Here is a 26,958-nt window from a genome sequence, read left to right as displayed (position 1 = left end):
TGCTTGAAATAATTCTTAAAAGAATTATTTCCTAAATTCTGCTTTTCTTTTTTCCATAAATGCAGTCGTACCTTCCACAAATTCTGGAGTACCAAAACATCTGCCAAACTCTTCTATTTCTTTATCATAGCCATTTAGGCCATCTTTAAAGTTAGCATTTACAGCACGAATGGCCGCGCCAATAGCATTTGGAGAGTTCTTTAATATTTTAGCTGCAATTTTCTCTGCTAATGCGATTAATTCCTCGGGCGTAGTGACATGGTTCACCAAACCCCATTGAAGTGCTTCATCTGCATTTATCATTCCAGCAGTAGCAATCATTTCGAAAGCTTTTCCTTTCCCTACCAATTGCGTCAATCTTTGGGTTCCACCGTAACCAGGAATTACACCTAGAGAAACTTCTGGTAACCCCATTCTTGCATTATCTGAAGCAACCCTAATATGTGAAGCCATTGCCAATTCAAGACCTCCCCCTAAAGCAAAACCGTTTATGGCAGCAATTACTGGCTTATCCATAGCTTCTATATAATTAAATAATATTTCATGTCCCCAAGCGGATAATTCTTGACCTTCACTCGGTTTAAAATTTGCAAATTCCTTTATATCTGCACCAGCGACAAAAGCTTTCTCACCCGATCCAGTCAAAATAACAACACCAATATTTTCGTCTTGATTGGCACTTTTTAAAGCCTCATGTAATTCTAAAATCGTTTCACGATTTAAAGCATTTAATTGATTTGGACGGTTAATGGTAACAGTTAAAACATGACCATTTTCTTGTATAATTATATTTGATTCACTCATTTGTCGGTTTATTTTAATGGAATTATAAAAGTAATAAGAATGCGTTAATTTTTAAAGCGTGGGCGTTTATTATTGTTAACAAGTAGATGTTTTTATCGGGCTACTTTCGCCGAAACTGTTCTCGATACACTTCAACAAGTTTAGTGCAGCGCAATTTTATAAAAGAATTCGCTACACCAACCTTTTAAAAAACCTCTCGAACTGACACTTTGTTTCCCTTTGCATGAAAACCGTTATAGGCACTTCTCGAACGGATTGTTGTTTTGGGTTGTCCGTTCGAGTGTTCTTAATGAAAACGGCAGTTTGAATTAAAAATGTATCGAGAACAAAAGTGCATCCTGAGTACATACCTAGACACCCATATACTTTCCTCTATGCGCCATACGGAAGAGTCAAACATGTTTACTATTGGATGGACTTATCGATAAAAATTCATTTCATCCAAATATTTTCGAACTGGTTCGGTAACCAAATACTGAATGCTTTTTTTATTTTGAATGGCGCGACGAATAAAGCTTGAAGAAATTTTCATTAATGGCGCATCTACCATTTGAACGTGTGGATGCTTTAAAAGTTCATTTTCTTTCAAAGCCTCTGTCTTTGCCAATTCTTGAACGGTATAGACCCGTGGATAAATAAAAATGGGATATTTCTCTAGAATCACATCAAAATTCTTCCATTTATGAAAAGACCTTAAATTATCCTCCCCCATAATTAAAGCGAATTGATAAGTTGGATGTTTTTCTTTTAAATAAGCTAAAGTATCAATAGTATAAGAAGGTATCGGCAGGTCAAATTCTATATCTGAAGCCTTTAATTTAAGGTTATCATCTATAGCCTCTTTCACCATAGCCAATCGGTGTTTTTCATCCAGTAAAGAAGCTTTAGATTTATGTGGGTTTTGCGGTGAAACCACAAACCATACCTCATCCAATTCGTTAGTATTTACAAAGTGATTGGCCAAAATTAAATGACCAATATGAATGGGGTTAAAAGACCCGAAAAATAGTCCTATTACCTTACCCGACTTTTCTCGGTCAGGTACAAAGGAATGGATTAAATCACTAACTAAATCACTCATTAAGTTTGTATAAAATCTTGAATAATTACTTTAATTTCTGCACAAGCATGTTCTAAATTATCATTTAATAAGGTATAATCAAAATCGTCTGCATGTGCAATTTCCTCGTTGGCTTTATCCAATCGCATCTTAATTTGTTCCGGTGTTTCGGTCCCTCTATTTTTTAACCTTTGCTCCAATACAAATAATGAAGGTGGTTTGATAAAAATAGAGATGGAGCGTTCACCAAAAATACTTTTAAGGTTTTTTCCACCTAAGGCATCTACATCAAAAACGACAATTTTGTTATTTTTCCAGGCCTTTAATACTTCCGATTTTAAAGTCCCATAAAAGTTATTGGTATAGACTTCTTCCCATTCCACAAATTCCTTTTTTTCAATACGCTCCTTAAATTGAGCTACAGTAAAAAAATGATAATCTACGCCACTCTCTTCCTTTCCTCTAGGCTGCCGACTTGCCGCCGAGATGGAAAAGCTAAGATTTGGTATTTGTCTCAATAAATATTTTACAATCGTGGTCTTTCCAGCACCACTGGGGGCTGAAAATATGATACATTTACCTGGTAAATCACCCCAAAATGGTTTTTCTATATGTCCAGATGTATTCATTTAAAGTGTATTTAAAATTTGCTCTTTAATTTTTTCAAGTTCATCTTTCATTTCCACCACCAACTTTTGCATTTCTGCATGGTAGGATTTAGAACCTAAAGTATTAATTTCTCTGCCAATTTCTTGTACGATAAATCCTAATTTTTTTCCTTGTGATTTAGGTTCTGCTAAGATTTCTCTGAAGTAATTTAAATGACCATTTAGTCTTAATTTCTCTTCAGCAATATCGATTTTTTCTATGTAATAAATCAACTCTTGTTCAAAGCGGTTTTTATCCACTTTAGCCAATCCAACAAACTCCTCTAAATTACTTTCAATTCTTTCTTTAATCCCATCTATTCTCGCGGCTTCAAAATTTGGGACTGCATTAAATGAACTTTCAATATTTGAAATTCTCATGCTAAATTCATCCGCTAATAATTTACCTTCTTGCAATCTGAAATCAACCAAATTAACCAAAGCTATCTTCGTTAAATCATATAAGGCTTGCCATTCTCCTTCATCTACTTCTTCTTCGGCTGTTGAAAAAACATCAGGCATTTTGGTAATGATTTCCAAAAGGTTGTCATCCTTCAAATTCAAGGCTGATTTAATGGCAGTCAATTGCTCGTAATAATTTGCAACTACGGCTTTATTAATCACCGTATTGCTTTTCTCTCCGTTAGACTCAATATTAATAATACACTCTACTTTTCCACGGTCCAATTGGTCGCCAATTAATTTTCTCAATTCAATTTCTTTTGACTTGTAAATATGTGGTATACGTACAAAAAGGTCTAAGTTTTTTGAATTCAGTGATTTAATTTCAACTGTAATTTTTTTATTTTTAAAGTTGGCTGTGGCTTTACCAAAACCAGTCATTGATTGCAACATGAATCTTATATTTTATACGAAGATAAGAGAAAATAATAGGATAGTAAAAGCGAGGTTCTAATTTTCACCCTTCAAAGGTCATATAAATTATGTGTATATTTAAAACCTCCTTTAAAAAAGGTGCTAATAAATCCAAAAACACCCAATATGATTAAATATTTATCCTATTTTTTTTTCGTTCATTTTTTCATATTTGTCGGCCATAGTCAAAATAATCCTTGCGCACAACTAGAGTCTTATAAAATTGTTGTCCTCGGATCATCTACCGCAGCGGGTGCTGGAGTATCCAATTCTGACAGTGCATGGGTAAATCGTTATAGAAACTATTTAGAGAGCATCAATCCGAACAATGAAGTGGTTAACTTAGCTGTAGGTGGATACAATACTTATAAAATAATGCCAACCGGATTTATTCAACCAGCAGGAAGACCAAGTCCAGATGTAAACAAAAACATTACTGCAGCATTGGCTTTAAACCCAGACGCTATTATCGTCAACATGCCTTCAAATGACGTTGCTGGAGGCTATAATTACGCAGAACAAATGTACAATTTGGACAGTATTTTTCAATTGTCGAACCTCAATAATGTACCCATTTGGATATGTACGACGCAACCCAGAAATTTTTCAGACACCAATAAACTGAACCTACAATATGAATTAAAAGACTCAATAACATCCATATTTGATCCATTTACCATTGATTTTTGGACAGGATTTGCTTTAGCTGACCATACCATAGATCCTGTCTACAATTCGGGAGATGGGGTACATATTAACGACACAGCACATGCAGTGTTATTGGCCCGTGTAAAGTTGGCAAATATTTTAGATTATTTATATAGTGCGAGTAGCACAGTAGACTACAGTGTAAATTCATTTATCCATGAGTTTGTGTCCAATTGCGGAGACTCTAGTGATTATATACAAGTGGTTATTGCCAACCATGGAATTTTAGATACTTTAAACGGAATTTTAAATTTGTCGGTCCAACACCTTAATACTGGATTAACAAACACGCAAACACTTCCCATTATGCCAATTGCTGCTTGTGCAATTGATACCTTCAATTTTTACATCAACACTTTTCAAGCAGGAAACTACCATGTATTTGCGAATTCAGTTGCTTTTAATGATACCACAATTGGCAATGACACCCTTTCCTTATTTATCAGCACAACGGGACGCCCTAGCCCTCTTTTATTGTTGGATACCTTATGTGATCCAGGTATGGGATTATTGGCAGTTCCTGCTATTCTGGGGGACTCAGTGCAATGGTACCAAAATAGTAGCGCTAACACAGCAATACATTCTGGAAACGTTTTTCAAACACCATTCATCTCTGCCAGTCAAACTTGGTATGTTGAATCAGTGCGAGGACCATTGTTTTACGGAGGAAATTTGGGAACAACGCAAACTTCGAATATTAATTTCAATGGTGCAATGCTAAACATGATGCCTAATGCCGATTTAATTTTGGACAGTGTAGGTTTAAAAATCCTAAATACCGGTCAAGAATCTGTTGACATATATTACAAATTAGGAAGTTATTTAGGTCATGAAAACAATGCAAGTAGTTGGACTTTACTTACCACAAGTACCGCAATGGTAACTGATAGTTTAGCACTTACCTACTTTAAATTGCCAACATTTAATGCAATGGCAAATGATACCATTGGATTTTATTTTCAAATGACCAACGCCAATAGTAAGTTGGGATACTTGTCAATGTCGAGTTCAAAAACTAGAAGCAATGCACAACTCTCTATTTTTACAGGTAGTGGCATCAGTTATAATTTCACCAATAATTATTTCCCAAGAGACTTAAATTGTGATTTCCGTTATTCTTATGCTAATACCTCATACGGCACTTGTAATTCTGGTAAATACCCTGCGACAGTATATGTTTCTGATTATGAATTTTCATTAGGTAACGATACCATCATTGACATTTTAGACAGTATTACATTTAACGTACCATCACACTTAAACAATTGGTATTGGCAAGATGGAAGTACGGATGATATTCTTACCATAGCAGCTGCAGACTTGGGCGTAGGCATTCACTATGTTACTTTAACTGGAGAAGACAGTTTAGGTTGTACAGCAAGTGATGAGTTAATTGTAGGTGTTGCGAATTTAGTAGGACTTTCAAAAACAGTAGCAACCACTATTCAATTATTTCCAAACCCAGCTACAAATTGGATTAACATAAAAACGGCGGCAGAAATTGAGCGAATTGACTTGATTGGTATTGATGGAAAAATGATTCGATCAAACATTACAATTCCAGCAGACATTTCTGCATTACCCGAGGGGAATTATTTTATAAAAATCAAGTCTTCAAATGAAACAACTACAATTCCATTTATTAAGAATTAATCAGTTAAATTAAAGATAATTAAATACTTTTATTTACTACATGGGAAATTTGACCCCATGAAAGTATTTATGCTCCTATTCATTTGTTTTCATTCATTTCGTGTAAAAAGAACCTATAAAAGGTTGCACGAAACCCAAGCTTTCAACTAATCTATGATTTACTGCAGCACAAAGCCATTGGTTTAAAAAACTAATTATTGGTATTGGTAAGTATATATTTTTGGCATTCCTTGAACTTGGGATGCTACATTTTCTTTAAGTAATAACCTATTTTCACTTAATTCAAGTACTTCTCTTCGTTCTATCCCCACTCCACCATTGAGTCCCTTACCTGCGATTTTAAATTTTAACTTAATGAGACTATACTCTTGCGCAAATTTCCATTCATCAAAACCGTACTCCTCATTACAATTAATTGCCCCAAATTGATTGGAAACCTTCCCGTCTTTACTGAATAAAATACTGTTATCTAATTCACAAGAATCCGCAATTTCAATTCCATTTTCTGAAATACTAGTCAGCGCCCATTCCTTATCGGTTAACAAATCTAATTGATCGTAATTATCAATTTTTTGACAAGCAGAAAAAACCAATAACACAGTGGAATACAGTAACATTTTATTCATAATCCTAATATTTAGAGATGAAGCAAAAGTATACAAATATTCCTAACTGACTTGTTAACAGTTGTTAAAGCTTATTCTATATAAACTGAAATGTACTAAACAACAATATGCAGACTTTTTGTCTGTAAAGGACTAGCCTTACTGCCATTTTGTCGTGTTTAATTGTCTGAAACTGACTTTTTGAACTAAAAAATGCTTTGGTACTGAAATTGAAGAGAGGTTAATTGTAAAAAGTTTAACTAAAAACACAAGACAATGACATTAACTAAAAAAACAAACCCTTTTTTTCCAGCAATTTGGAACGACTTATTTGAAAACAACGTATTAACGCCTCAAACTGCCGTTCAAAGAGGAATAAATGAGCCCGCAGTAAACATTAAGGAGAACGAAAACGGCTTCAGTTTAGCCTTGGCTTCCCCAGGTATGAAAAAAGAGGATTTCAAAATTAACTTGAATGAAAATATATTAAGCGTATCTGCAGAAGTAGAAGAGAAAAAAGAAGAAAATCAGGATAAATATACTAGAAAAGAGTTTAGTTTTTCCTCTTTTAAACGAGACTTTAACTTACCTGAATCCGTAGATACGGAAAGTATAACTGCAAATTATTTTGATGGTATTTTAACCATCAACATTGCAAAAAAAGAAGAAGCAAAACCAAAACCAGCAAGAGAAATAGCAATTAACTAACAAACGAACTTCTTCATTTTATAAATAGTGTAAAAAGACCCTTGAATTTATTCAGGGGTTTTTTATTTTTGGTATAAGCAATTTTTTAAATCCAGCAAAAAATCCATATCTTCTTCCACCTTATTTCCAATGACTACCACGTCTGCTCCTGCTTCAAAAGCAGCATCAACCCCATCAATAGTCCGTATACCACCCCCAATAATTAACGGGATTGTAATATTTGATTTAACAGCAGCAATCATTTCTGCATTAATAGCGCGTTTAGCTCCCGAGCCAGCATCCATAAAAATGGTACTTAATCCTAACATTTGTCCTGCAATAGCTGTTTTAACTGCAATAGATATTTGGTCGTTTGGTATCGGGGTAGTTTGGCTCACATAAGCTACAGATGAATTTTTTTCACCATCAATTAAAATATATCCTGTAGGAATTGGGGTTAATTTCATTTCCTTAATTAAATGTGCAGACTTTACTTGGTGCCCTATTAAATAATCAGGATTTCTACCTGAAATTAAAGAAAGAAACAAAATGGCATCTGCATTTGGACAAACTTGCGTTTGCGCTCCAGGAAAAATTACTACTGGAATAGTGGTAAGCGCCTTAATAATTGCAATACAGGTATTAATTTCCTGAGCTGTAACCGTCGATCCCCCAACAAAAATAAAGTCAGGCTTTAACAGGTTTATTTTTTTCAACAAAGGCACTAACCGCACCTCCGAATGCATTTTTTCTGGATCAATTAAAATAGCAATTTTTCTTTTACCGTCTTTTAGTTTTTGTTGAATTGAATTCATTGGCAGTAAATATAATCATATTTTTATTTCAAAATATGAAACAAGAGTGCCCAAATGAAAGCGAGTTTATCAATAGAATGATACCTTTGTAGTGAAAAATATTTTTACCATGTCCTTTAAAAAAATAAATCCTGAATTACTTGCAATTTTAGCGGAAGATGGCATTACTGCACCAAATGAGTTTCAAGCTAAAACCTTACCTATCATTAAACAAGGAGCTGACTTATTTGCAATTGGGCCAAAAGGTTGCGGTAAAACAACCACCATGCTGCTTGCCATATTGCATAAATTAAATTTTGAAGCTTTTGAAGATGCGCCACGTGCGCTAATTTTGGTAAAAGATAAAGAAGCAGCTTTAGCCTTGGAAGAAAAAATTGTGAAAATCACCAAATACAATTCAGATATTAGGACCTATTGTGCTTACGAGCAAAAATTAATCGAACACCAAAAAGATGAGATTTATTACGGCGTTGACATAGTAATTGCAACACCTAAGCGTTTGAGTAAGTTGTATTTCTTAAATTCCATCAACCTCAATAAAATACAAACATTCTGTGTACATGATGCTGATTTTATTATCCGAAAAGAGTTTCATACAGACATTGCAAGAATTTCAGAAAGTTTAACCAAATGTCAACATTTAATATTCGGAGAAGCATTCAATAGCAAAATGGCTATTTTAAATGAATTGATTATGCCTAAGGCTAGAAAAATTATATTTTAAGCTCCGGATGTGGGTGAAAAGCCCAAGCCAACATCATGTCATTTTTTAACTCCATTATTTTAAATTGCGGTTTAATTTCAATCCCTGCTATGTCTATAATTGCAAATTGATCGTTTTGCACGGAATCCAAATAAATATTGTCCATAAAAAAGACATCATCCATGTCCATTAATTTATAAACCGCCTCTTTTATACACCAGGCTTTGGTCAAGTTTTTTAGATCGATAAAAGTCTCTTTTGGGTGTAAGAATTTATGCCGTACTTTATTTATTTTTTCAGAAACTGGCTCAATATCCAAGCCAAGTTCATATTGAGCAGAGTAAGCAATGGCGATACAATTGTGCGAATGAGAAATACTCAAATAACCATTATCAATAATGGGTTTACCACTTTTACTATATTTTACTTTTTCACCATCTCCAAATTCTCGCCACAATTTACGTGTGTAATAAAATTCAAGTCTTCTTTTTTCTGAGCCATAGGCCATACAAGTCGCTTTTTCTGTTTCAGAAAGCAATTCCATATCCAAGTTATGCATTAAACTAGGGTTGTAATGTAGTAGTTTAATGTGCACAAAGGCTGTTTCAACAATATCTTCAATCCAATATTTCAAAATAAATTATTCTTTTATTTGAAAGTAGTTTCGTACTTTTGCACCGTAATTATAAGAAATTTTATATACAATGAGTAATACACAAGAAAAATTAAAATACAAAGTTAAGGATATTAGCCTTGCGGCGTGGGGAAGAAAAGAGATTATATTAGCTGAAGCAGAAATGCCAGGTTTAATGTCTTTAAGAGAAGAATACAAGGAGGAGCAACCTTTAAAAGGAGCAAGAATTGCTGGATGTTTACACATGACCATTCAAACTGCTGTTTTAATTGAAACTTTAACAGCATTAGGTGCTGAAGTTACTTGGTCTTCTTGTAATATTTTTTCAACTCAAGATCAAGCCGCTGCTGCTATTGCTGCAACAGGAGTTCCTGTTTTTGCTTGGAAAGGTTTATCTGACGAAGAGTTTGATTGGTGTATCGACCAAACCATTAAAGGTTTTGAAGGTGGTAAACCATTGAATATGATTTTAGATGATGGTGGAGATTTAACCAACATGGTGTTTGATAAATATCCTGAATTGTGTAAAGACATTAAAGGTTTATCAGAAGAAACTACTACTGGTGTACATAGATTATACGAAAGAATGAAAAACGGAACGTTGGTAATGCCAGCAATTAACGTGAACGATTCTGTAACTAAGTCTAAATTTGATAACAAATACGGTTGTAAAGAATCTTTAGTTGATGCAATTAGAAGAGCTACTGATACAATGATGGCTGGTAAAGTTGCAGTTGTTGCAGGTTACGGTGATGTTGGAAAAGGTTCTGCTGCTTCATTAAGAGGTGCTGGTGCAAGAGTTATTGTAACTGAAATTGATCCAATTTGTGCTTTACAAGCTGCAATGGATGGTTTTGAAGTTAAAAAAATGGAAAACTGTATTGACAGAGCTAACATTGTAGTGACTACAACTGGAAACTTTGACATCATTAGAGGAGAACATTTCGAAATGATGAAGGATAAAACAATCGTTTGTAATATCGGTCACTTTGATAATGAAATCAATGTACAATACCTAAAAGATAACGCTTCAAAAGATAACATTAAACCACAAGTTGATCTTTACAAATTAAATAGTAACGGAAACGAAATTATTTTATTAGCGGAAGGACGTTTAGTAAACTTAGGTTGTGCAACTGGACACCCTTCTTTTGTAATGTCTAACTCTTTTACAAATCAAACTTTAGCTCAAATTGAGTTATGGAAAGATTCAGATAAATATGAGAACAAGGTATATATGTTACCTAAACATTTAGATGAAAAAGTAGCATTCTTGCACTTGGCTAAAATTGGTGTTGAGTTAGAAGTTCTTTCTCAAGAGCAAGCTGACTATATTGATGTGCCTGTTGAAGGACCATACAAAGTAGAGCACTATAGATATTAATAGATAGACCGCTGCGCTACTAGATGCTAGACATTAGACCGCTGCGCTGCTAGAAAATAGATTTAAAACCATTCGTCTTTGACGGGTGGTTTTTTTTTTGCCTTCGACTGCATCAGTTCGCAAAAAAACTAGTGAACTTGCTTGTTAAAAACAATTAATTTGAAAATGCTACCTTTGAGTTTACAATGTGAATTTATGAAGATTACTTTTTTACTTGTTCTATTATTTCCATTTTTTGCTATGACTCAAACTTCAAACATTACCCTTGGCGATTCCACCATTCAGTTGGTAAAAGCATTTAATGCGCCAGCATCAAAAGTCTTGTTTTTTAATATGCACGAAGACGAACAAACGAGTATTGAGGTGAGTAAGGCATTTGGACAAGGACACGCCATTAATTTTGTTTATTTACATCACCAATTAACCCGTCGGGTGTTTTATAATGTGGGCAAACGTGAATTTTCAATAGACCCAAATCGAATTTATACGAAGAAAGGAAGGAGAAAAACCATTGCACCTTGGCGACCATTTGCCTTTAAAGCGAACAACGAAGCGGCCAAATTAGCCAATACTATTTTAAGCCTGATTAAGCCCTTTAAAACCATTGTAACCATGCATAACAACACGGACGTGGAATACACCATTAAAAGCTACCTACCGGAAGGAGAAGAAGCAAAGAACACAGCCGACATCCACGTCAGTGATAAATGGGATGCAGATGATTTTGTGTATACCACTTCTGTCGATTTTTTTCATCATTTGAAAGCAGCAGATGTGAATGTAATTTTGCAAGACAATGTCAAATTTGTCAATGATGGTTCCCTATCGGTTTTTTGTGGCATTAACGGAATTGACTACCTCAACATTGAAGCACAAAAAGGACATTTTGATGCACAATTAAAGTTGACCGAAATTGTATACCACATGTTGATGGCACATTAAAGCTTGACAATTTTATAAGTCATTGATTTGTCAGGTCCAGTAAAAGTAAGGACATACACGCCACTAATCAAGTAGGACAAGTCAATGCTTTGGTATTGAAATTTGTTTAAATCTCCTTCATGGATGAATTTGCCACTGAGTTCATGAATCACAAAATGATTGTATCCAATTTCTTGCTGATCAAAAGTGAGATGAATCACCTCATTAAATGGATTAGGGTAAATCACAAAATCAGTAAAAGCCGCTGGAATTTCGAGATTAATTGGTTCAAATCGATTGCCTTCATTGATCCAGCCTTCATTTTTAATTTTTAAGAGGCATGCAGATTTTGTGAAATTAACAAGCGGCCGAACAGAAAGACTCGTGTCTTTTTTAAAGTTTTGGCCTAGTAATACAATATATTCATCATTAATATCAAATGAATTATCAAACTGAAATTCACTTAAATCGGCCCACTGATTTAGATATTTAACACCCACATAATCACCACTAGTTGTAAACTTTAGCAACTGTAACATATAGTCTTTATCCGTTCCTAATACATAAATATTATCTTTTGTTTTCCTTAAATCAATTGGATAAAACACTTCATTATCCACCGTTGTGCTAGCGCTTTCCATCTTATTGAATTGCTTATCATATTTAAATTTAAAACCCTCAATTGTATAGCAGCTGCCCGAAGGGGATGAAACAGCCTCAAAGGGACCAAAACCTAAATGATTTCTATAATATCCCATACCAAAAAAATTCCCATCTTCGGTAAATGTCGCTTCTGTCAAACTCGTCATATCATTTCCGCCAATTTGAAGGGTATCCATTAGGTTACCGTCCAAATCAAAAGTTTGCACAAAAGCATTTTGCCCTTTATATGCACAAGACATCCAAGTATTATAATACATTTGATTTTGAACTGTTACAATGGTTTTATTCGAAGCGTTGTAATTAAAAACACGAGAATAACCATGATAATCTAACCAAGGAGTAGGGGTGTTTTTTAGCCACAGCACGTTGCCTTCAGCATCCAATTTCATCAAGGCAGACTCAATACTCTTAATCGAAGTGACTTTATGTCCATCTACCGTTTCAGCCTGAAATTGGCGGTAAAATAAAGGGATATAAATATTGTCTGATTCATCAATAGCTATACCTTCAAAACTAACATTATCAGTATAATAATCTTCAAATAAATTCTTTTCCCACATCACTTTTCCCGTTGCTCCATTTAGCTTACAAACAAAATCTACCGCGCGGTCGTTTATTACAGTTAAGTCGTCAAAAACACCATTCTGAAAAAAGCCGCCCACTATTATTAAATTTCCCGCTGCATCTAATTCAAATTCGTGTGGTAACATACTAAAATGCCAATCTCCTCCTACTTGATTCATCCACTGTAAAGTTCCATTTTTATCATACTTTGCAAATACATGAACATTTTTTAACTTGTTTATTACAGTGCTATTTGAGGGGCTCACACTGTAATCACTTGCAGAACCATATGGATTGATATAAAATTCAACAAATACATTTTGCGCTTTATCCATTCTAATTTTTTTGGGATAAATATCTTTATACCCCACATCTTTGGGGTCTTTTCTGAAAAAGAGGTTCAATTGCCGAAACCATTCTTCATTTGTACTCGAATCAAAAGCAGGTTGTGGTGCATCCAGATCCGAAAAACTTCTACGTTTTAAAATTAAACTATCCTTGTTTTTTACATACCAATAAATATAATTATCGTCCACATAAAATACCATATTTCCTTCAGGATGCTCGATTTTAAACAATGATTTTAGATTCTTTCCATCAATCTCATATAAATAAAAATAATCATCTCCTCTATTTGTCAATACAGCATATAACTTATTGGCGTGCATAAAATAATTATTGACGCCACCATAATTATTACTATACCCATTAATATTAACAGGTATAGGACTTCCTTTGCCAGGAACCAAATCGGCAACCAGTTCAATAGAATCATAAGCGTTGATGTGTGCTATTTCTAATCCTCGTTCTATTGAGTTAACATAAAAATAGGTGTCATTTATATTCCCTGTATTCTCATTATAACTAGCTTTAGTATTGCTTGCATAGGTTAATTCGTGGCCTGAAATCAGTCCCGGATTATTTAAACTACCTTTATAAAGAAGTACATCATCAATATTAAAACTACCAAAACTATTAAAACTAACGCCCTCAGTAAAAAGAAACTGGTTATTCTTAAACGCCATACTTTTTGGGGCAAAACCACTTAAAAATAAACTCGATCCCATAGAAGTCATGTCTGTTCTATAAATAACCGAATCATTTGTTGTAATTATATTATAGTAAGCATATTGTCCGTAACTCCCATAATATCGATAATTAATTATTTCCTCAGTTTGTGGGTAAGCATGATAATTACTAATTGTAATACCATCTGTAGATATCAGATTATGCGTGTTGGTGTCTTGTGTTACAAAAACCATTTTATTGCTTAATATAAAATGGCCTAATAAATTTTCAGTCTCAAAAAAAGGAGGGATAATAAGGTTTTCCCCGTGAGATTTCCATACTTTACTTTCCCCCACATCTCTTAGGAAAATAAAAAACTCTCCTTTGTAAAATTCAGTCTCAAAAATAGCCAATGGGTCTGCCGTCAAATTATAATAAAAACCATTCGATTTAAATATATTTCCATTAAAATCAACGTTATGTATACGATATCGTCTTAAAGAACTATTAGATTGTTCGTGGGTCAAATAAAAGACGCCGCTGTCAGATAACGTGACATTGAAAGCATTACTTTCTAGGTGGAGTAAATCGGTTGTTTGTTTAGTATTTAAATCAGTGATTTTTAACAACTTTTTGTTGTACCCATCTTTTAGAAGGGTTAAAATTTTGTCCCCAATTATTTTGAAATCTAATACATCATTATTTATCGAATTCCCCGATTGTTCGAAACTTACAATATCCTCAGTTTGTGCATGCGTAAAATTTACAGAACCAAAGACGGCAATAAATAAAAAAGTATTAAAAATATTTTTTAGACTTTTTAATATTATGGCTATTTTATTTTTTGATGGTTTCATTTATTTGGCACTTAAACATGATTAAACAAAAGACTTTTTCCGAACAATAGCAATATAGTTAAAACTTTAAACCTAATAATCAATCTTTTATAATTTATTTTTTAAGGATGCACATGGCAGTTTATTTTTTCCGAGCCCTACACTTGAAAATCTAGTATATTAGCATTTCAAACTCAATTTATGGAAAGAAGAGACCAGGTGAAAATCTGTCAGCAATGTAGACATAGAAAGATGAATTTTAATCGCGGTTTATTGTGTGGATTAACGGATGAGTTTGCAGACTTTGATAACAGGTGTGAAAATTTTGAAGAAGACAAAGCAAGTGTGATGACCCACACCACAAATCAAGTTTTTTTTGAAGATGAACCTGCGTCAGCCCAAATTATTTCTGGCAAACTTGCTGGACTTTTGATACTACTCATTATTGTTATTTCTTTTGTTATTCCATCCATTCTAGAACAATCTACGGAGAGTTTTAAAATACATGACGCCTACCATTATTTCCGGTTTTATGCTTTAACATTTTCAACTTGGTTATTTATTGGTTTAGCACTTAAAAAATTGAATTTTGCAATGATTGCCGGTGGGGTACATTTAGTCCTCTTCACAGCCTTAATATATAGCTCACCTTCTAACTATCTGCTTAGAGAAATTGCGCCTATACTATGCAGTAGTGCCTGTTTTTCTCTACTTGTATTTACAGATAAAAAAAATGCAATAAAATTTACACTCATAGCCATTTTCATCTTTCTTAGCTTAGGTCCCTTATCCTACACCCAATTGTCGATTATTTCAAGAGAATATCGCCATGTATTTAAAAGCATTTTTGACATACGTGATATGTTTCATCAAACGATATCGATACTTGCACAAATCTCCCTTTATACTATTCCCTTTATTTTACTGACCTTAACATATACCAAATTAGTTAAAAGTAATACCACAAAATTTAGCCTCAATAAAATATCCCTCTTACATGTTATGTCGAACAAAAATATGGCTTTGTTTGTCTTTATTTTCTATACCAGTATTTTATTACTTTCATTTATTTTATTGGAATCCATCATTAATACTTTACAATTATTAGGTGGCGCTTCCTATATAAATGGGAATATAAGTAACGGTTTTATCCTTTTTATTGTTTTTAAAAACATACTTAGTTTTGTGTTTTTATTGTTTTTAGGTTGGTTTTATCGAAACATTACCTTAGCATTTTACTTAGCGAACAATAAAGCGATTTCCTGGAATTATTTTTTTTCTATGCTGCCAATCATCAATATTATTTTATGGATAGTCAACCTATCTATATTTGAACGTTCAGCAACCTATAACCGTAATAACATTGCAGAGTTGCTTAAATCAAAAAGCATGACCCTTGTGATTATCATTATATTTATTACCCTATTAAAATGTTTTATTCCCTTGTTGGATTCAAGGGTAGACATGTGGACGGTATTTGCTCAAATTATTGATTTTGCATTGGTCGTATTTTATTTAAATAATAAATACGGGCTTTATGTAGTTCTTGGTCTTGAAACACTACTGATTTTATTGTTGGTTTTATTAGAAATTAATGGGTTCGATATTCCACGAAATGCCATTAGTGCTGCGGTATTTTTCAGTATCGTTCGTTTAATACTAATTTACCCTGTCTTCCATGGAAATGCATTTACTGTTGGGTTACCAAAAGCCACGTCTGAGCCGTTGTGATAAATTTTAATTTAATAGCCCATCCGTTATTAATGCATTTCGAATAGCCTTTGCATTATTGGATAAAAAGGACCAATCGTATTCATATGACTTGAATTCTCTTTGGATTTCAACTTCAAAGTGTTGGAATTTTTTTAATTCCTCGGCCATGAATTGTGCAACATAAATAGAATCGGTTAACTGTACAATAAACGCCTCATATTTAGCTTTGATATCCTGGTTATAAAGTGCTGAATACACAATCTTTTCAATGTCAAATTGTTTTTTTTTATATTGCTCTGCTATTGCTTTTTGGCCTAAATATGGCAAAGCCCAATCCAGTGCAGGATAAGGATCGTAACCCACCGGCTCCATCATCATGGTCTTAAAATTATAATAAAATCGAATATTAATCCAACCCATAGCGTGATAGGCCTTACCTAAATCACAAAGTGCATAATATTTACCCATTAGTTCAGCATCAAAATTGGTATAAACGCTATCCGTCTGCTGTTGGTATTCTTTTATTATTTCAATGGCTTTATTCTTTTTATACTTATTGGATTTATCACCATAAACTTTAATCTTTGCCGTTTTTAACAAACCATAAGTGGATTCTTTTTTGACATCTTTTTCAAAATATTCTCCATCTTCAAATTTTAAAATTAAACCTTTTGGTTTCTGTTGATGGTCTATCATTCTTTCGGTCAAGTGCTCTTCTAAGTTATAAATCCCCCAAGACTCTTCATTCACAAATAGCTCCACAAAGGACATTTCATTACTTAGAATTCCATTTTTAACTAATAACCTATGAAAGACATAGCCATTTAAATACCCTCTTGATTTAGGGTTTTGAAGACTAAACACCTTTAGCCCATCTGATAAGGAATCTTCTAATTTTACACGAAATGACCATTTTTTACCATTTAAATGATCCGTCCAGTCTCCTTTTAATCGTACTTTTCCTGGAAGAATACTACTGTCTTTTTTTATTTCACAATTGACATAATCATTTTTTGATCGTTTTAACACCCCTACCTCAAGGGCTTTATCTCTAATATTTTGTAATTCATCAAAGTCCTTTTTACTAATTGATAAATAAATTTTATCTAGCTTAAAAACGGGTTTTTTTAAAAAAAACCAGGTAAAAAAAGCAATAGATAAGCTTAGTAAAATGGTCAATGAAATTTTTTTCATGTGTTAAATATATGATTAAATAAAAAAACCCTGCTAGCAATTTACTAACAGGGCTCAATTTTAATCGTAAAAGCTATTTATTGTTTTACAACACGTTTAGTCATTCTTCAACCATCAACTCAACACGCATTCCAATGTCGAGTAATTCTGGTAGACTGTCATTTCTCATGGCTTGTTCCAAGGTAAATTTGTAAGTGCCAGTTGTAGGGAAAACACCTTTAGAAATCATAGCTCTATTTTCCACTACAGTACCAGAATTGTCTCCTAGCCAAGTACCTTTCGGATCGGCTAGGAAAAATTCTAATGTATCAATGTCATTGTAACCATTAGGATAGCTACTGTGTAAAAATAAGTATATGTTACTGTATGGGTAATCTGTCGTGTTCCTTAAATTGATAAATAACTTTACAGGCAACAAGGAGTCAACGATATCGAATTCGAAAGTCTTTGGGTCTTCATACACCCATATATTATCGTCAAACTTCTGGTTCTCTTCGTAAATCAATTGATTATCACAACCAATTAACGCCATACTTATACAGCCCAATAAAAAGTACTTAGCTTTCCTTTTCATTCGGTTTAGGTTTTCTTTTATTTCTATTATTTGGCCTTGGTTTTGGCTTGGTATTGGCAGGCTTTGTTCCTTGATTTGGATTTGGCTTATCTGCAGCAGCTTTTGTATTACCCTCACCCACCGCTTGTTTAGATTTTGGTCTAGGCCTTGGTTTTGGCTTTGCACTTTTTGCATTTGGGTTATTGTTGTTCACCACCTTTGCTTTTCCTTCTCCTTCAGCTTGCCTAGGTTTTGGATTATTGTGGCGACTTTTATCGTTCGACACCTGTGGCGACTTTTGATTTCCCTGAGCTGGTTTTCTTTTAAACGGCTTCTTTTTAGCCGGAGGATTTGTATTTTCTCCTTTTGTTTCTATTGGTGGTTTACTTTTATTGTTCGGATTATTTGCATTTGCACGAGCCGCATTGTTTTTATTTTTACTCGGTTTCTTTTTCTTTTTCCGTTTAAAAACATGCTCAAACCTGTTTAAACTATCTTGTCCCACTACATTGGTATAATCAGGTTCTTTAACAGGCTCTAAAACAATAAAGTCTTTTAAATCATTTGGTTGTTCTCCCGCTTTATTCAATGCAATAATTTCGTGTACTCTTTCAATCTTTAATGGCACAAAACCATTAGAAGCACCTTCAGAATTTGCGTCGTATAAATACCACATTAACCCTCTAAAAACATCTGTTTTTACGTGAAAAGCTCTTCCTTTTTTTGTTTGAAGTTTAATATCATTTCTAGGAAAGGCTTTTAAAGCTTCCACATAAGTATCTAATTCAAAATTCAGGCAGCATTTTAGCTTACCACATTGGCCCGCCAATTTTTGTTGGTTTAGCGACAATTGTTGGTACCTTGCAGAAGCAGTTGAAACAGATCTAAAATCTGTCAACCAAGTAGAACAACAAAGTTCTCTACCACAAGAGCCTATACCACCTAATCTTGCTGCTTCTTGTCGTGCACCAATTTGTTTCATTTCAATTTTCAAAGAAAATTGTTCTGCTAAATCTCGTATTAATTGACGAAAATCTACCCGTTCGTCCGCTGTATAATAGAAAGTAGCTTTTGAGCCATCCCCTTGATATTCAACATCAGAAATTTTCATTTTCAAAGCCAAAGCAGAAGCTATTTTTCTAGCCTCGAACATTGTTTCGTCTTCTTTTTCTCTACTAGCAACCCATTTTTCAATGTCTGTAGTATTTGCTTTTCTTATTATTTTATGTGCTTCGTGTGACTTTAAGTTTGGTGCTTTTTTTCTTACCTGGATTCTTGCCAATTCGCCTACTACAGAAACAACCCCAACGTCTGTTCCTTGTTCTGCTTCTACAACAACAGCATCCCCAACTTGTAAACTTAAGTTATTTGCATTTCTAAAAAATGACTTTCTGCTGTTTTTAAATCTAATTTCTAATATATCGTAAGTGCTTTGACCGTTTGGCAACTCAATGTCAGCCAACCAATTAAACACAGGTAATTTACTACACCCTCCAGAACTGCAAGTTCCGTTACTTTTACATCCACGAGGCACACCATTACTATTTCCGCAACTTTGGCATCCCATATTTATAAAGTTTAAGATGTAAAGTTAAGGATTATTGCTCAATTGGTTTTAAGACTAAGCACAAATTATTCACGGAAAAAAGTGAATTAACACGATTGTCCCGTCCTCGGACTTAAAAGTTGATTTTTTTAATTTGAACTTTTCCAGAATCTGAAACTTGAACATAAAGAATATTGTCTGCTACACCACCTCCAACGCCGCTAGTATAAAAATGAAAATTATCAAAATGCTGTTCGCTATATGCTGGAACAAAATCATATGCTCCTACGTCTCCAGCAAAAAAATAAACTGGTAATTCTAAATTTTCAAATAAATCAAACGCGTCTATCCAAAAATTAGACGGTCCAAAAATCAAATTGTCGGAATTAGTTACAATGGTATCCATGTCGGTAAAATGCGCATAAATTAATTTGGACCACCAAACATGATGTGTAAACACAAAGACATTTTGAATTCCCTCTAAATTATTTAATTCAGTCTCTATTCTATTGACTTGTTGCGCATCCACTGTCCAACCGTGAAAATTTGTGTTTAGAATTAAAAACAGGTTGTTTTTTTTTCGTTCAGTCAAAAAATAACTACTCTGTACCTCCTCCAAAAAGTAATCTGTTGCTATGTCGTGATTACCAGGTGCAATCCAATAATCAATGCCTAAGCTATCGAATTCCTGTAAAACATTCTTCCAATTCTCTGCGTTAGGAGTTGCTACCACATCTCCAGTGAAAATAAACTTATCGGGCTTCACAAATTCAGCAATATTTCCTAAAACAGGCACAAGAGGCGCATAAAGTCGCCATTGAAAAACCAATGGATTTCCATAAGCATGTCCTGTCACCACAAAATCCAATTTATCAGTTTTTAGCGGGCCAATATTTTCTTTTCGACAGGCTAGAATAGAGGTTAAACAAATGAATATGATAAATGTTTTAAACACCTTTTTTAATGAGTTTCGTAAGTTTAATTACCAAATCCGAAAAGAGCAACTTTGCATTCGCATTTCTATCAATATGATAAATTGCTTCATCAAAGGCCGTAATCAAATCCGTAATATTTTGATTATTAATAAATTTAGCAAATTTATTCAAAAATGCTTTTTCTTCATCTTTTACATTTACCTTCTCTTCCCCTAGGTAATTATATATCAGACTTTCTCGAAACATATGTAAGCTATACCTTAAAAAGTTTTTTTGATTTTCTCTACCTATTCCACCTAACTCTTCCGCTACATTCATTAAGGCAATGGCATCAATAGCATAAGCGGATCTCATTAATTTAACAAAGCTTTCAAAATACTGGTTATTAGCAACATCTCCTTGAGACATGAGGACACCTTCTACTAGATTACCTTGTGTTAAACTCGCAATAGATTGGGCTTGATTTTCAGGCAGATTTTTCTCTTTTATCAAATAACTTTTTACTTCTTCAATTTTAAGATTTGGTACCTTTATTATTTGAGTTCTTGAAATAATAGTTGGCAGAATAGTTTCAATGGCATCACATACAAGAAAAAATAGTGTGTTTTCAGGTGGTTCTTCTAATATTTTTAAAAGTTTATTCGCTGCACTGGTATTCATTTTTTCAGGTAGCCAAATAATCATTATTTTGTACTTACCACTATATGATTTAAGGGATAATTTTTTTAAAATACTCCGACTTTCATCCACGCCAATTTGTGCGTTTTTACCCATTTCCTCCAAAAACTCTTGCCACATTTGGAGATTAAAGTAAGTATTTTGTTTGACGAAAGCATTCCATTGTTGACGCCTATCATCAGAGACTGAAACTTTAGTTTGAGCAGATTTTACTACTGGAAATACATAATGAACATCTGGATGAACCAATTGTTTTACTTTTACGCATGCATTACATGTTCCACAAGAATCATTTGCACCAGGAGATTCACACAATAGATACTGCGCAAATGCCATAGCAAGTGGTAGCTTACCAATTCCTTTATCCCCAATAAACATTTGGGCGTGACTAATTCGGCCTTTTTTTGCTTCTTTCAGCAAAAGTGCTTTGGTTTTTTCTTGTCCAATAATATCTTTAAACTGCATTTTGTCTTTATTTAATTAAACTCAACAGTTTTAAATGGATCAAATTCATTGATAGGACTAACTTCGGTAACCGTTTGATTGGCTACTTTAAAAGTTTTTGAGGGAAACTGCTCCATGATAGTTAAATCATGCGTTGCCATCAATATAGCTGTTCCTTCTTTAGCAATGGCTTTTAAAACGGCCATAATTTCTTGAGAAGTCTCTGGATCTAAATTCCCCGTAGGTTCATCTGCCAATATAAATTTAGGATTATTCAACAAAGCCCTAGCAATAGCGACCCTTTGTTGCTCTCCACCCGACAGTTGGTGTGGCATTACGTTTAGTTTATTCTCTAATTGAACCAATTGCATTACTTCTTCTGCTCTTTTTATAATTGCCGCTTTTTTCTTCCATCCGGTAGACCGCATAACAAACTCTAAATTTTTATACACAGAACGGTCATTCAACAATTGAAAATCTTGGAAGACAATACCCAATTCTCTTCTTAAAAAGGGAATTTGTTTACGGGTATATTTTGCCAAATTAAAATCTCCTAGATTTCCACTTCCAGCAGCCAAAGTTAACTCGCCGTATAAAGTTTTTAAAAAACTACTTTTTCCACTTCCTGTACGACCAATTAAATAAACAAACTCGCCTTTGTTTAATGCTACATTAATATTTTTTAAGATAGTAACTCCAGCCTGGGCAATTTCTCCATTTTTAATCCAAAAAATACGATTATCTTTCTCCATTGTTTACCCCTTATCTAATATTCTTTTCACATATTTTCCAATAATATCAAATTCTAAATTTACTGGCTGACCTTTATTTATATTTTTAAAATTTGTATGCTCAATGGTAAAAGGAATGACATGAACAGAAAACAAATTCTTTTCAGATTGTACTACGGTTAGGCTTACCCCATTTACAGTGATTGAACCTTTTGCAACTGTAACTTCATCATAATCATACGAAAAAACAAATTCCGTACTTCCATCATGGGTAATCACGTCTTTACAAACACCAACAGCATCTACATGGCCTTGAACAATGTGTCCATCTAGTCGCCCATTCATTTGCATACAACGTTCCAAGTTGACTTCATCACCGACTTTTAATTCCCCTAGATTAGTCCTTTTTAAAGTTTCATCAATAGCTGTTACCACATATTCATCTCCTTGAATAGCAACCACTGTTAAACAGGTACCATTGTGCGCCAAACTTTGGTCAATTTTTAATTCATTCGTAAAACTTGATTCAAATGTAAAATGAACATTGGTTTGTTCGGTTTCCATTTTTTTTAATCTACCTAAAGATTCTATTATACCTGTAAACATAATTATTTTGAATTAAAAATAGTAATGGTACCATTGAGTTCAATGGGAGTAATACCAGCCAACTTCACCACGTTTACTTTACAAACATAAAAGTAAACACCATCACTCAATGGCGTTCCTGAGGACATGTATGTACCATCCCAATTAATCATTGGATCATTAGATTGGTGCACCAAATCACCATAACGATTAAACACTTTCAAATCAATGCTTTCTACAAATTTAATTGGTAAAAGAGGGTGATACAAATCATTGACTGAATTTCCATTCGGTGTAAATACGTTTGGCAAGGCATAATACCCATCACAATTGTCCATACAAACCATATTAGATGGCACACTTTCATTATTGTATGGAAGTGAATCCACTGCAGTCACATAATAACAACCGGCAATACTACCTCGGTCTTTATGGATATAAAATGTATCTAAATCATTATTAATAGTGGTTAAAAAAGTTAAACTATCCCCCGAAAAAGGAGCGAAGTAAATATTATATTTCACCACATCATCCGAACAAGAATTATTTGGATTTGTCCAAGTCAAGTAAGTTTCTTCTTTTTCACAATCACCATCAATAGCTACAATAGGAGCACAAGGCGCTGTATAATCGAAAGGTATATTGCAGTGCGTTTGCGACCAATTTTCTAAGGGACTACGTATGCCATTTTCACTATAATATCCAATGGATAAGATTTTATAGCAATAGGTTTGTAAATTAACTAAGCCCGTATCCGTATAAGTTTGGTCAAAAGTAGAATCTATGAAAACAAAAGAGCCGGAACCTGTTGGTACTTCTTTATATACTTTGTAATATTCATTATACCAAGAAACATTTTCCGTCCAGTTCAATGTTAACTGATTGTCGTTTGGGACAGAGGATAAGTAAACGGAACTTGCTGGAGAAGAAGTCCCCACTAAACTACTGTTACTATATAGTTTTACTTGATAAGTATAGGCTTGGTCATTTGTATTCCGGTTTAAATCGACATAAAATGTATCTACTAACTCAATTGCCGAAGCGGTACTCGTAGTATAAATTAATGTATTTGTATTGATATCAAAATTGTTATTTCTATACAATTCATAATAATAAGGTCCAGGAAAATTTACTTGATTTAATAATTTTGGCCAAGACCAAAAGATAGTATCAATGCCATTTACCACATCCGTTACCAAAACAGAAACATTAGTTATGGCCGGCACTTCAAATTTCAATTTCTCACAAACTACTTCCGAAATACAACTTTCCACCCCTTTATCATTGATGATGGTAACCAGATAGCAATACTTATTTCCAACAGATAGTAAATCGTTATCTATGTATGTATTTGTCTCCGACCTGCCAATTTCAACAAATCCCATATTGATGGGTAGCATAGGATCGCAACATTCCGAATAATTGTAAACTGAATCTATCCTTCTATAAATTTTATATTCAAAATCTGCACAAGATAAACTCGGATGATACACATCCCAGTTTAATTGCATACTTCCACCAAGAGGTGTTACCACAACATTTTCAACTGGCGGTAATTTCACTTTGATATTATACGTAAACAAATCAGATAATTTAACTTCCGCATTATCATCTTCTGCGTGTATAATAATTTGATAATCTGTAGTTAGAGCCTGATCACAAGTTGGAGTCCAATTAAAAAAACCAGTTACATTCATCAACCCAGTAACCGGGGTAAAAATACCAGGATTATTGGGTAAACTAAATACATTACCTGTTGCAAACAAACTGATATTATCTTCCGTATCGTTTGCACTAAAAGGGATAGAAGTTGCAGCGCCAACGAAGATACAAGTATCTGGTTTTTCCTCAATTAATGGTGGCTTGTTATTACAATCATCTACGGTTAATTGCATATCTAATAACACAGCACCAATATAAATACCATTTCTATATTCTGATATTTTGATTGCCAAGTTGTATTCTCCAACAAAAACAGGGTTTACCCAACACAGGGTACCACTAATGGGATCAATACTCATAGCTCCACCACCTATATCGTCTGGATAGTTATATATCGTACCAATTGCCATTTCTAAACAATCTTCTCCTCTACAAGGTACTAAAGAGTATGCTAAGCTATCTCCATCAGGATCAAACGCAGAAAGATTATAACAGTAAGTTAAGTTTTGACAAGCAAATTCAGGACATGGGCAATCCTCTATAATCACTGAATTATTAGGTGTACCGATAAAAGGAGAAATAATTAATTCCGATTGCACACAAAATCTTTGATCTACAGAAGCAGAAATATTCACAATTCCTGCATTTCTATTTGGGTCCTCTACACTAATAATATAGCTCCCTGGTCCAGTAAAATCATGTGTCCCTACATAAACATTTTCTTGCACATCATACAAAGGGCTGGCAATAATCGATACTCTTGCAATCGTATCCAATGTCCCATCTCCCCATTTAATTTCCAACTCATCTCTATCTGCCTCGCTACTAGATTTAGTACAGGTTTTTATCGTAAATTCATAGGTGTTTCCTGAAATATGTTTATAAGTAATAGAACCTGCTCTATTGTGTGTAGCATGCAGCATTAATGCATGCAGCATTAAAAAAGTAAGTATGGCGAGTTTTTTAATCAATTGCTTTATGTTCTTTATCCCAAACGAAGTATTTAGCTCTATATTTTAAATTGGAGATAAATTAAGTGTCCATTTGATAATAAGTTATTTTATATGGTAAATAATACCCATTAACCAGAATTTTAAATTCTATGTAAATAGTAAATAACAAAAATACGAAAATAGTATGGAATTAAAATCACAAGAAAAACAAATTAATCAAAACTATGCCATCCTAAGAAAATACTTAACTTTAAACCTTTATTTTCGCTTATAATATTTAAAGAATGAATGATCATATAATCCGCGTAGGTATAACAATTGGTGACATCAATGGAATTGGTGCAGAAGTAATCATTAAAACTTTTGAAGATGCCAAACTTTTTAATACAAGTATCCCCATCATTTATGGGTCGAGTAAAACGCTTTCCTACCATAAAAAAGCAATAAACAATGAGCAATTTAATTTTTTATCGATTAAATCTGCTGCTGAAGCAAAACCAAAAAAAGTTAATGTAATTAACTGTTGGGAAGAAGAAGTTAAAATTGAGCTAGGCGTACAAAATGCAAATGGCGGAAAATACGCTTTATTATCTTTAGCACAAGCAGTAGAAGATTTAAAACAAAATAAGATTGATGTTTTAGTAACAGCTCCTATCAATAAAGATTGTGTCAAAGAAGCTGGATTTGAATTCCCGGGGCATACAGAATATCTTGCGCACATGTCTAACACAGAAGATGTTTTAATGTTAATGGTGGCCGACAATTTAAGGGTAGCCGTTGTTACCGGCCACGTGCCACTTAAAGATGTCGCCGGAATGATTACCAAAGAATTGGTAGAAGCTAAATTGAGAATATTTTTAAAAACTCTTAAAAAAGATTTTTCCATCACCCGTCCAAAAATTGCTGTATTAGGTTTGAATCCTCATGCTGGTGACAGAGGTACTTTAGGAGATGAAGAAATAAATATCATTCATCCTGCAATAAAGACATTACAAAACGAAGGAGAATTAATTTACGGTACCTATTCTGCGGATGGGTTTTTTGGGTCCTCAAACATTAAAAACTTTGACGGCATTTTGTCTATGTACCACGACCAAGGTTTAACTGGGTTTAAAGCCATCTCTTTTGATACTGGTGTCAACTTTACCGCTGGTTTACCTATTGTACGTACCTCGCCAGACCACGGAACGGCATACGAAATTGCAGGAAAAGGAATTGCATCTGAAAGCTCATTTAGAAATGCTTATTATTTAGCTTGTGATGTATATAAAACAAGAAAAATGAATAAAGAACTATTAGCAAATCCTTTGGTTACGCAAAAACAGAAGCCAGAGAAAAATAGAAGATAACACTTCTCTCCTCAAAAATATTTAAGGGGGATAAAACATTTCATTAT

At 33.8% G+C, this 26,958-nt stretch carries 23 protein-coding genes; 7 read left to right on the top strand and 16 right to left on the bottom strand.

Going from position 1 to position 26,958, the window contains the following annotated elements; translation table 11 throughout:
• Positions 1-24: 24 nt before the first annotated feature.
• From DNU06_RS12415 to DNU06_RS12400, 4 genes are all read right to left on the bottom strand, one after another.
• On the bottom strand, positions 25-804 hold the full coding sequence (locus DNU06_RS12415; RefSeq protein WP_111063668.1) for an enoyl-CoA hydratase/isomerase family protein: 780 nt from the start codon (positions 802-804) through the stop codon (positions 25-27).
• 418 nt (positions 805-1,222) lie between these two features.
• Complete coding sequence (nadD, locus tag DNU06_RS12410) at positions 1,223-1,885, bottom strand: nicotinate (nicotinamide) nucleotide adenylyltransferase (RefSeq protein ID WP_111063667.1); 663 nt, start codon at positions 1,883-1,885, stop codon at positions 1,223-1,225.
• Positions 1,885-2,493: a guanylate kinase gene (gmk, locus tag DNU06_RS12405; RefSeq protein ID WP_111063666.1), complete on the bottom strand. Its 609-nt coding sequence runs from the start codon at positions 2,491-2,493 to the stop codon at positions 1,885-1,887. The genes nadD and gmk overlap by 1 nt, the downstream gene beginning before the upstream one ends.
• Positions 2,494-3,366, bottom strand: coding sequence for a YicC/YloC family endoribonuclease (locus DNU06_RS12400; protein ID WP_111063665.1), 873 nt, complete (start codon positions 3,364-3,366; stop codon positions 2,494-2,496). It lies immediately after the preceding gene.
• A gap of 147 nt (positions 3,367-3,513) precedes the next feature.
• Between DNU06_RS12400 and DNU06_RS12395 the strand changes: the two genes are divergently transcribed.
• A complete protein-coding gene (locus tag DNU06_RS12395) occupies positions 3,514-5,748 on the top strand; it encodes a GDSL-type esterase/lipase family protein (RefSeq protein ID WP_111063664.1) in 2,235 nt (744 codons plus the stop codon).
• Positions 5,749-5,942: 194 nt separating this feature from the next.
• Here the strand turns inward: DNU06_RS12395 and DNU06_RS12390 are convergent, their stop codons facing one another.
• A complete protein-coding gene (locus tag DNU06_RS12390) occupies positions 5,943-6,374 on the bottom strand; it encodes a hypothetical protein (protein WP_111063663.1) in 432 nt (143 codons plus the stop codon).
• Between the two features lie 255 nt (positions 6,375-6,629).
• On the opposite strand from DNU06_RS12390, the gene DNU06_RS12385 reads away from it, so the two are divergent.
• Complete coding sequence (locus DNU06_RS12385) at positions 6,630-7,061, top strand: Hsp20/alpha crystallin family protein (RefSeq protein WP_111063662.1); 432 nt, start codon at positions 6,630-6,632, stop codon at positions 7,059-7,061.
• Positions 7,062-7,123: 62 nt separating this feature from the next.
• Here DNU06_RS12385 and DNU06_RS12380 read toward each other — a convergent pair whose 3' ends face one another.
• Positions 7,124-7,855, bottom strand: a complete 732-nt coding sequence (locus tag DNU06_RS12380; RefSeq protein WP_111063661.1) for a phosphoglycerol geranylgeranyltransferase — start codon at positions 7,853-7,855, stop codon at positions 7,124-7,126.
• A 109-nt stretch (positions 7,856-7,964) separates the two neighbouring features.
• Between DNU06_RS12380 and DNU06_RS12375 the strand changes: the two genes are divergently transcribed.
• Complete coding sequence (locus DNU06_RS12375) at positions 7,965-8,579, top strand: DEAD/DEAH box helicase (RefSeq protein WP_111063660.1); 615 nt, start codon at positions 7,965-7,967, stop codon at positions 8,577-8,579.
• On the opposite strand, the gene DNU06_RS12370 is transcribed toward DNU06_RS12375, so the two are convergent.
• Positions 8,569-9,192 (bottom strand): 4'-phosphopantetheinyl transferase family protein, encoded by a 624-nt coding sequence (locus DNU06_RS12370; protein ID WP_146239235.1) that lies wholly within the window; start codon positions 9,190-9,192, stop codon positions 8,569-8,571. The genes DNU06_RS12375 and DNU06_RS12370 overlap by 11 nt on opposite strands.
• A gap of 70 nt (positions 9,193-9,262) precedes the next feature.
• On the opposite strand from DNU06_RS12370, the gene ahcY reads away from it, so the two are divergent.
• Positions 9,263-10,576 carry an adenosylhomocysteinase gene (gene ahcY / locus DNU06_RS12365; protein ID WP_111063658.1) on the top strand — a complete coding sequence of 438 codons (1,314 nt, stop codon included), beginning with the start codon at positions 9,263-9,265 and terminating at the stop codon, positions 10,574-10,576.
• Positions 10,577-10,771: 195 nt separating this feature from the next.
• On the top strand, positions 10,772-11,518 hold the full coding sequence (locus DNU06_RS12360; RefSeq protein ID WP_111063657.1) for a hypothetical protein: 747 nt from the start codon (positions 10,772-10,774) through the stop codon (positions 11,516-11,518).
• Here the strand turns inward: DNU06_RS12360 and DNU06_RS12355 are convergent.
• Positions 11,515-14,589: a T9SS type A sorting domain-containing protein gene (locus DNU06_RS12355; RefSeq protein WP_111063656.1), complete on the bottom strand. Its 3,075-nt coding sequence runs from the start codon at positions 14,587-14,589 to the stop codon at positions 11,515-11,517. The genes DNU06_RS12360 and DNU06_RS12355 overlap by 4 nt on opposite strands.
• Positions 14,590-14,820: 231 nt before the next feature.
• Here DNU06_RS12355 and DNU06_RS12350 point away from each other — a divergent pair, with 231 nt between their 5' ends.
• The gene (locus DNU06_RS12350) at positions 14,821-16,299 is read left to right on the top strand and encodes a hypothetical protein (protein ID WP_158526888.1); all 1,479 of its coding nucleotides are present in this window, start codon (positions 14,821-14,823) and stop codon (positions 16,297-16,299) included.
• 6 nt (positions 16,300-16,305) lie between these two features.
• On the opposite strand, the gene DNU06_RS12345 is transcribed toward DNU06_RS12350, so the two are convergent.
• The 8 genes from DNU06_RS12345 to DNU06_RS12310 all read right to left on the bottom strand — a co-directional run bounded on the left by DNU06_RS12345 (position 16,306) and on the right by DNU06_RS12310 (position 25,580).
• A complete protein-coding gene (locus DNU06_RS12345) occupies positions 16,306-17,475 on the bottom strand; it encodes a CotH kinase family protein (protein WP_111063654.1) in 1,170 nt (389 codons plus the stop codon).
• Between the two features lie 100 nt (positions 17,476-17,575).
• Entirely contained in the window at positions 17,576-18,049 is a 474-nt protein-coding gene (locus DNU06_RS12340) for a gliding motility lipoprotein GldH (RefSeq protein WP_111063653.1), read from the bottom strand.
• Positions 18,033-19,595, bottom strand: a complete 1,563-nt coding sequence (gene ricT / locus DNU06_RS12335; RefSeq protein ID WP_111063652.1) for a regulatory iron-sulfur-containing complex subunit RicT — start codon at positions 19,593-19,595, stop codon at positions 18,033-18,035. The genes DNU06_RS12340 and ricT overlap by 17 nt, the downstream gene beginning before the upstream one ends.
• 112 nt (positions 19,596-19,707) lie before the next feature.
• Positions 19,708-20,529: a metallophosphoesterase family protein gene (locus DNU06_RS12330; protein WP_111063651.1), complete on the bottom strand. Its 822-nt coding sequence runs from the start codon at positions 20,527-20,529 to the stop codon at positions 19,708-19,710.
• A complete protein-coding gene (gene holB, locus DNU06_RS12325; RefSeq protein ID WP_111063650.1) occupies positions 20,522-21,652 on the bottom strand; it encodes a DNA polymerase III subunit delta' in 1,131 nt (376 codons plus the stop codon). The genes DNU06_RS12330 and holB overlap by 8 nt, the downstream gene beginning before the upstream one ends.
• Positions 21,653-21,663: 11 nt before the next feature.
• Positions 21,664-22,383, bottom strand: a complete 720-nt coding sequence (locus DNU06_RS12320; protein ID WP_111063649.1) for a cell division ATP-binding protein FtsE — start codon at positions 22,381-22,383, stop codon at positions 21,664-21,666.
• Positions 22,384-22,386: 3 nt separating this feature from the next.
• Complete coding sequence (locus DNU06_RS12315; protein WP_111063648.1) at positions 22,387-22,968, bottom strand: riboflavin synthase; 582 nt, start codon at positions 22,966-22,968, stop codon at positions 22,387-22,389.
• Between the two features lie 2 nt (positions 22,969-22,970).
• Positions 22,971-25,580, bottom strand: a complete 2,610-nt coding sequence (locus DNU06_RS12310) for a T9SS type B sorting domain-containing protein (RefSeq protein WP_146239234.1) — start codon at positions 25,578-25,580, stop codon at positions 22,971-22,973.
• Between the two features lie 266 nt (positions 25,581-25,846).
• Between DNU06_RS12310 and pdxA the strand changes: the two genes are divergently transcribed.
• On the top strand, positions 25,847-26,911 hold the full coding sequence (pdxA, locus tag DNU06_RS12305) for a 4-hydroxythreonine-4-phosphate dehydrogenase PdxA (RefSeq protein WP_111063646.1): 1,065 nt from the start codon (positions 25,847-25,849) through the stop codon (positions 26,909-26,911).
• Positions 26,912-26,958: the final 47 nt, after the last annotated feature.

This window comes from Putridiphycobacter roseus, from assembly GCF_003234935.1.
GTDB classification, from domain to species: Bacteria; Bacteroidota; Bacteroidia; order Flavobacteriales_D; family Crocinitomicaceae; genus Putridiphycobacter; species Putridiphycobacter roseus.
The sequence above is the reverse complement of the archived record's forward strand: the minus strand, read 5'-3'. Positions and strand labels throughout refer to the sequence as shown.

Bases quoted from the DNA above. Each gene is read 5' to 3' on its own strand.
- DNU06_RS12385 (WP_111063662.1), top strand. From the start codon at position 6,630: ATGACATTAACTAAAAAAACAAACCCTTTTTTTCCAGCAATTTGGAAC.
- DNU06_RS12415 (WP_111063668.1), bottom strand. From the start codon at position 804: ATGAGTGAATCAAATATAATTATACAAGAAAATGGTCATGTTTTAACT.
- DNU06_RS12350 (WP_158526888.1), top strand. From the start codon at position 14,821: ATGAATTTTAATCGCGGTTTATTGTGTGGATTAACGGATGAGTTTGCA.
- ricT (WP_111063652.1), bottom strand. From the start codon at position 19,595: ATGGGATGCCAAAGTTGCGGAAATAGTAATGGTGTGCCTCGTGGATGT.
- DNU06_RS12355 (WP_111063656.1), bottom strand. From the start codon at position 14,589: ATGAAACCATCAAAAAATAAAATAGCCATAATATTAAAAAGTCTAAAA.
- DNU06_RS12360 (WP_111063657.1), top strand. From the start codon at position 10,772: ATGAAGATTACTTTTTTACTTGTTCTATTATTTCCATTTTTTGCTATG.
- DNU06_RS12380 (WP_111063661.1), bottom strand. From the start codon at position 7,855: ATGAATTCAATTCAACAAAAACTAAAAGACGGTAAAAGAAAAATTGCT.
- DNU06_RS12320 (WP_111063649.1), bottom strand. From the start codon at position 22,383: ATGGAGAAAGATAATCGTATTTTTTGGATTAAAAATGGAGAAATTGCC.
- DNU06_RS12340 (WP_111063653.1), bottom strand. From the start codon at position 18,049: ATGAAAAGGAAAGCTAAGTACTTTTTATTGGGCTGTATAAGTATGGCG.
- DNU06_RS12345 (WP_111063654.1), bottom strand. From the start codon at position 17,475: ATGAAAAAAATTTCATTGACCATTTTACTAAGCTTATCTATTGCTTTT.
- DNU06_RS12315 (WP_111063648.1), bottom strand. From the start codon at position 22,968: ATGTTTACAGGTATAATAGAATCTTTAGGTAGATTAAAAAAAATGGAA.
- DNU06_RS12400 (WP_111063665.1), bottom strand. From the start codon at position 3,366: ATGTTGCAATCAATGACTGGTTTTGGTAAAGCCACAGCCAACTTTAAA.
- nadD (WP_111063667.1), bottom strand. From the start codon at position 1,885: ATGAGTGATTTAGTTAGTGATTTAATCCATTCCTTTGTACCTGACCGA.
- DNU06_RS12395 (WP_111063664.1), top strand. From the start codon at position 3,514: ATGATTAAATATTTATCCTATTTTTTTTTCGTTCATTTTTTCATATTT.
- holB (WP_111063650.1), bottom strand. From the start codon at position 21,652: ATGCAGTTTAAAGATATTATTGGACAAGAAAAAACCAAAGCACTTTTG.
- DNU06_RS12375 (WP_111063660.1), top strand. From the start codon at position 7,965: ATGTCCTTTAAAAAAATAAATCCTGAATTACTTGCAATTTTAGCGGAA.
- DNU06_RS12390 (WP_111063663.1), bottom strand. From the start codon at position 6,374: ATGAATAAAATGTTACTGTATTCCACTGTGTTATTGGTTTTTTCTGCT.
- gmk (WP_111063666.1), bottom strand. From the start codon at position 2,493: ATGAATACATCTGGACATATAGAAAAACCATTTTGGGGTGATTTACCA.
- ahcY (WP_111063658.1), top strand. From the start codon at position 9,263: ATGAGTAATACACAAGAAAAATTAAAATACAAAGTTAAGGATATTAGC.
- pdxA (WP_111063646.1), top strand. From the start codon at position 25,847: ATGAATGATCATATAATCCGCGTAGGTATAACAATTGGTGACATCAAT.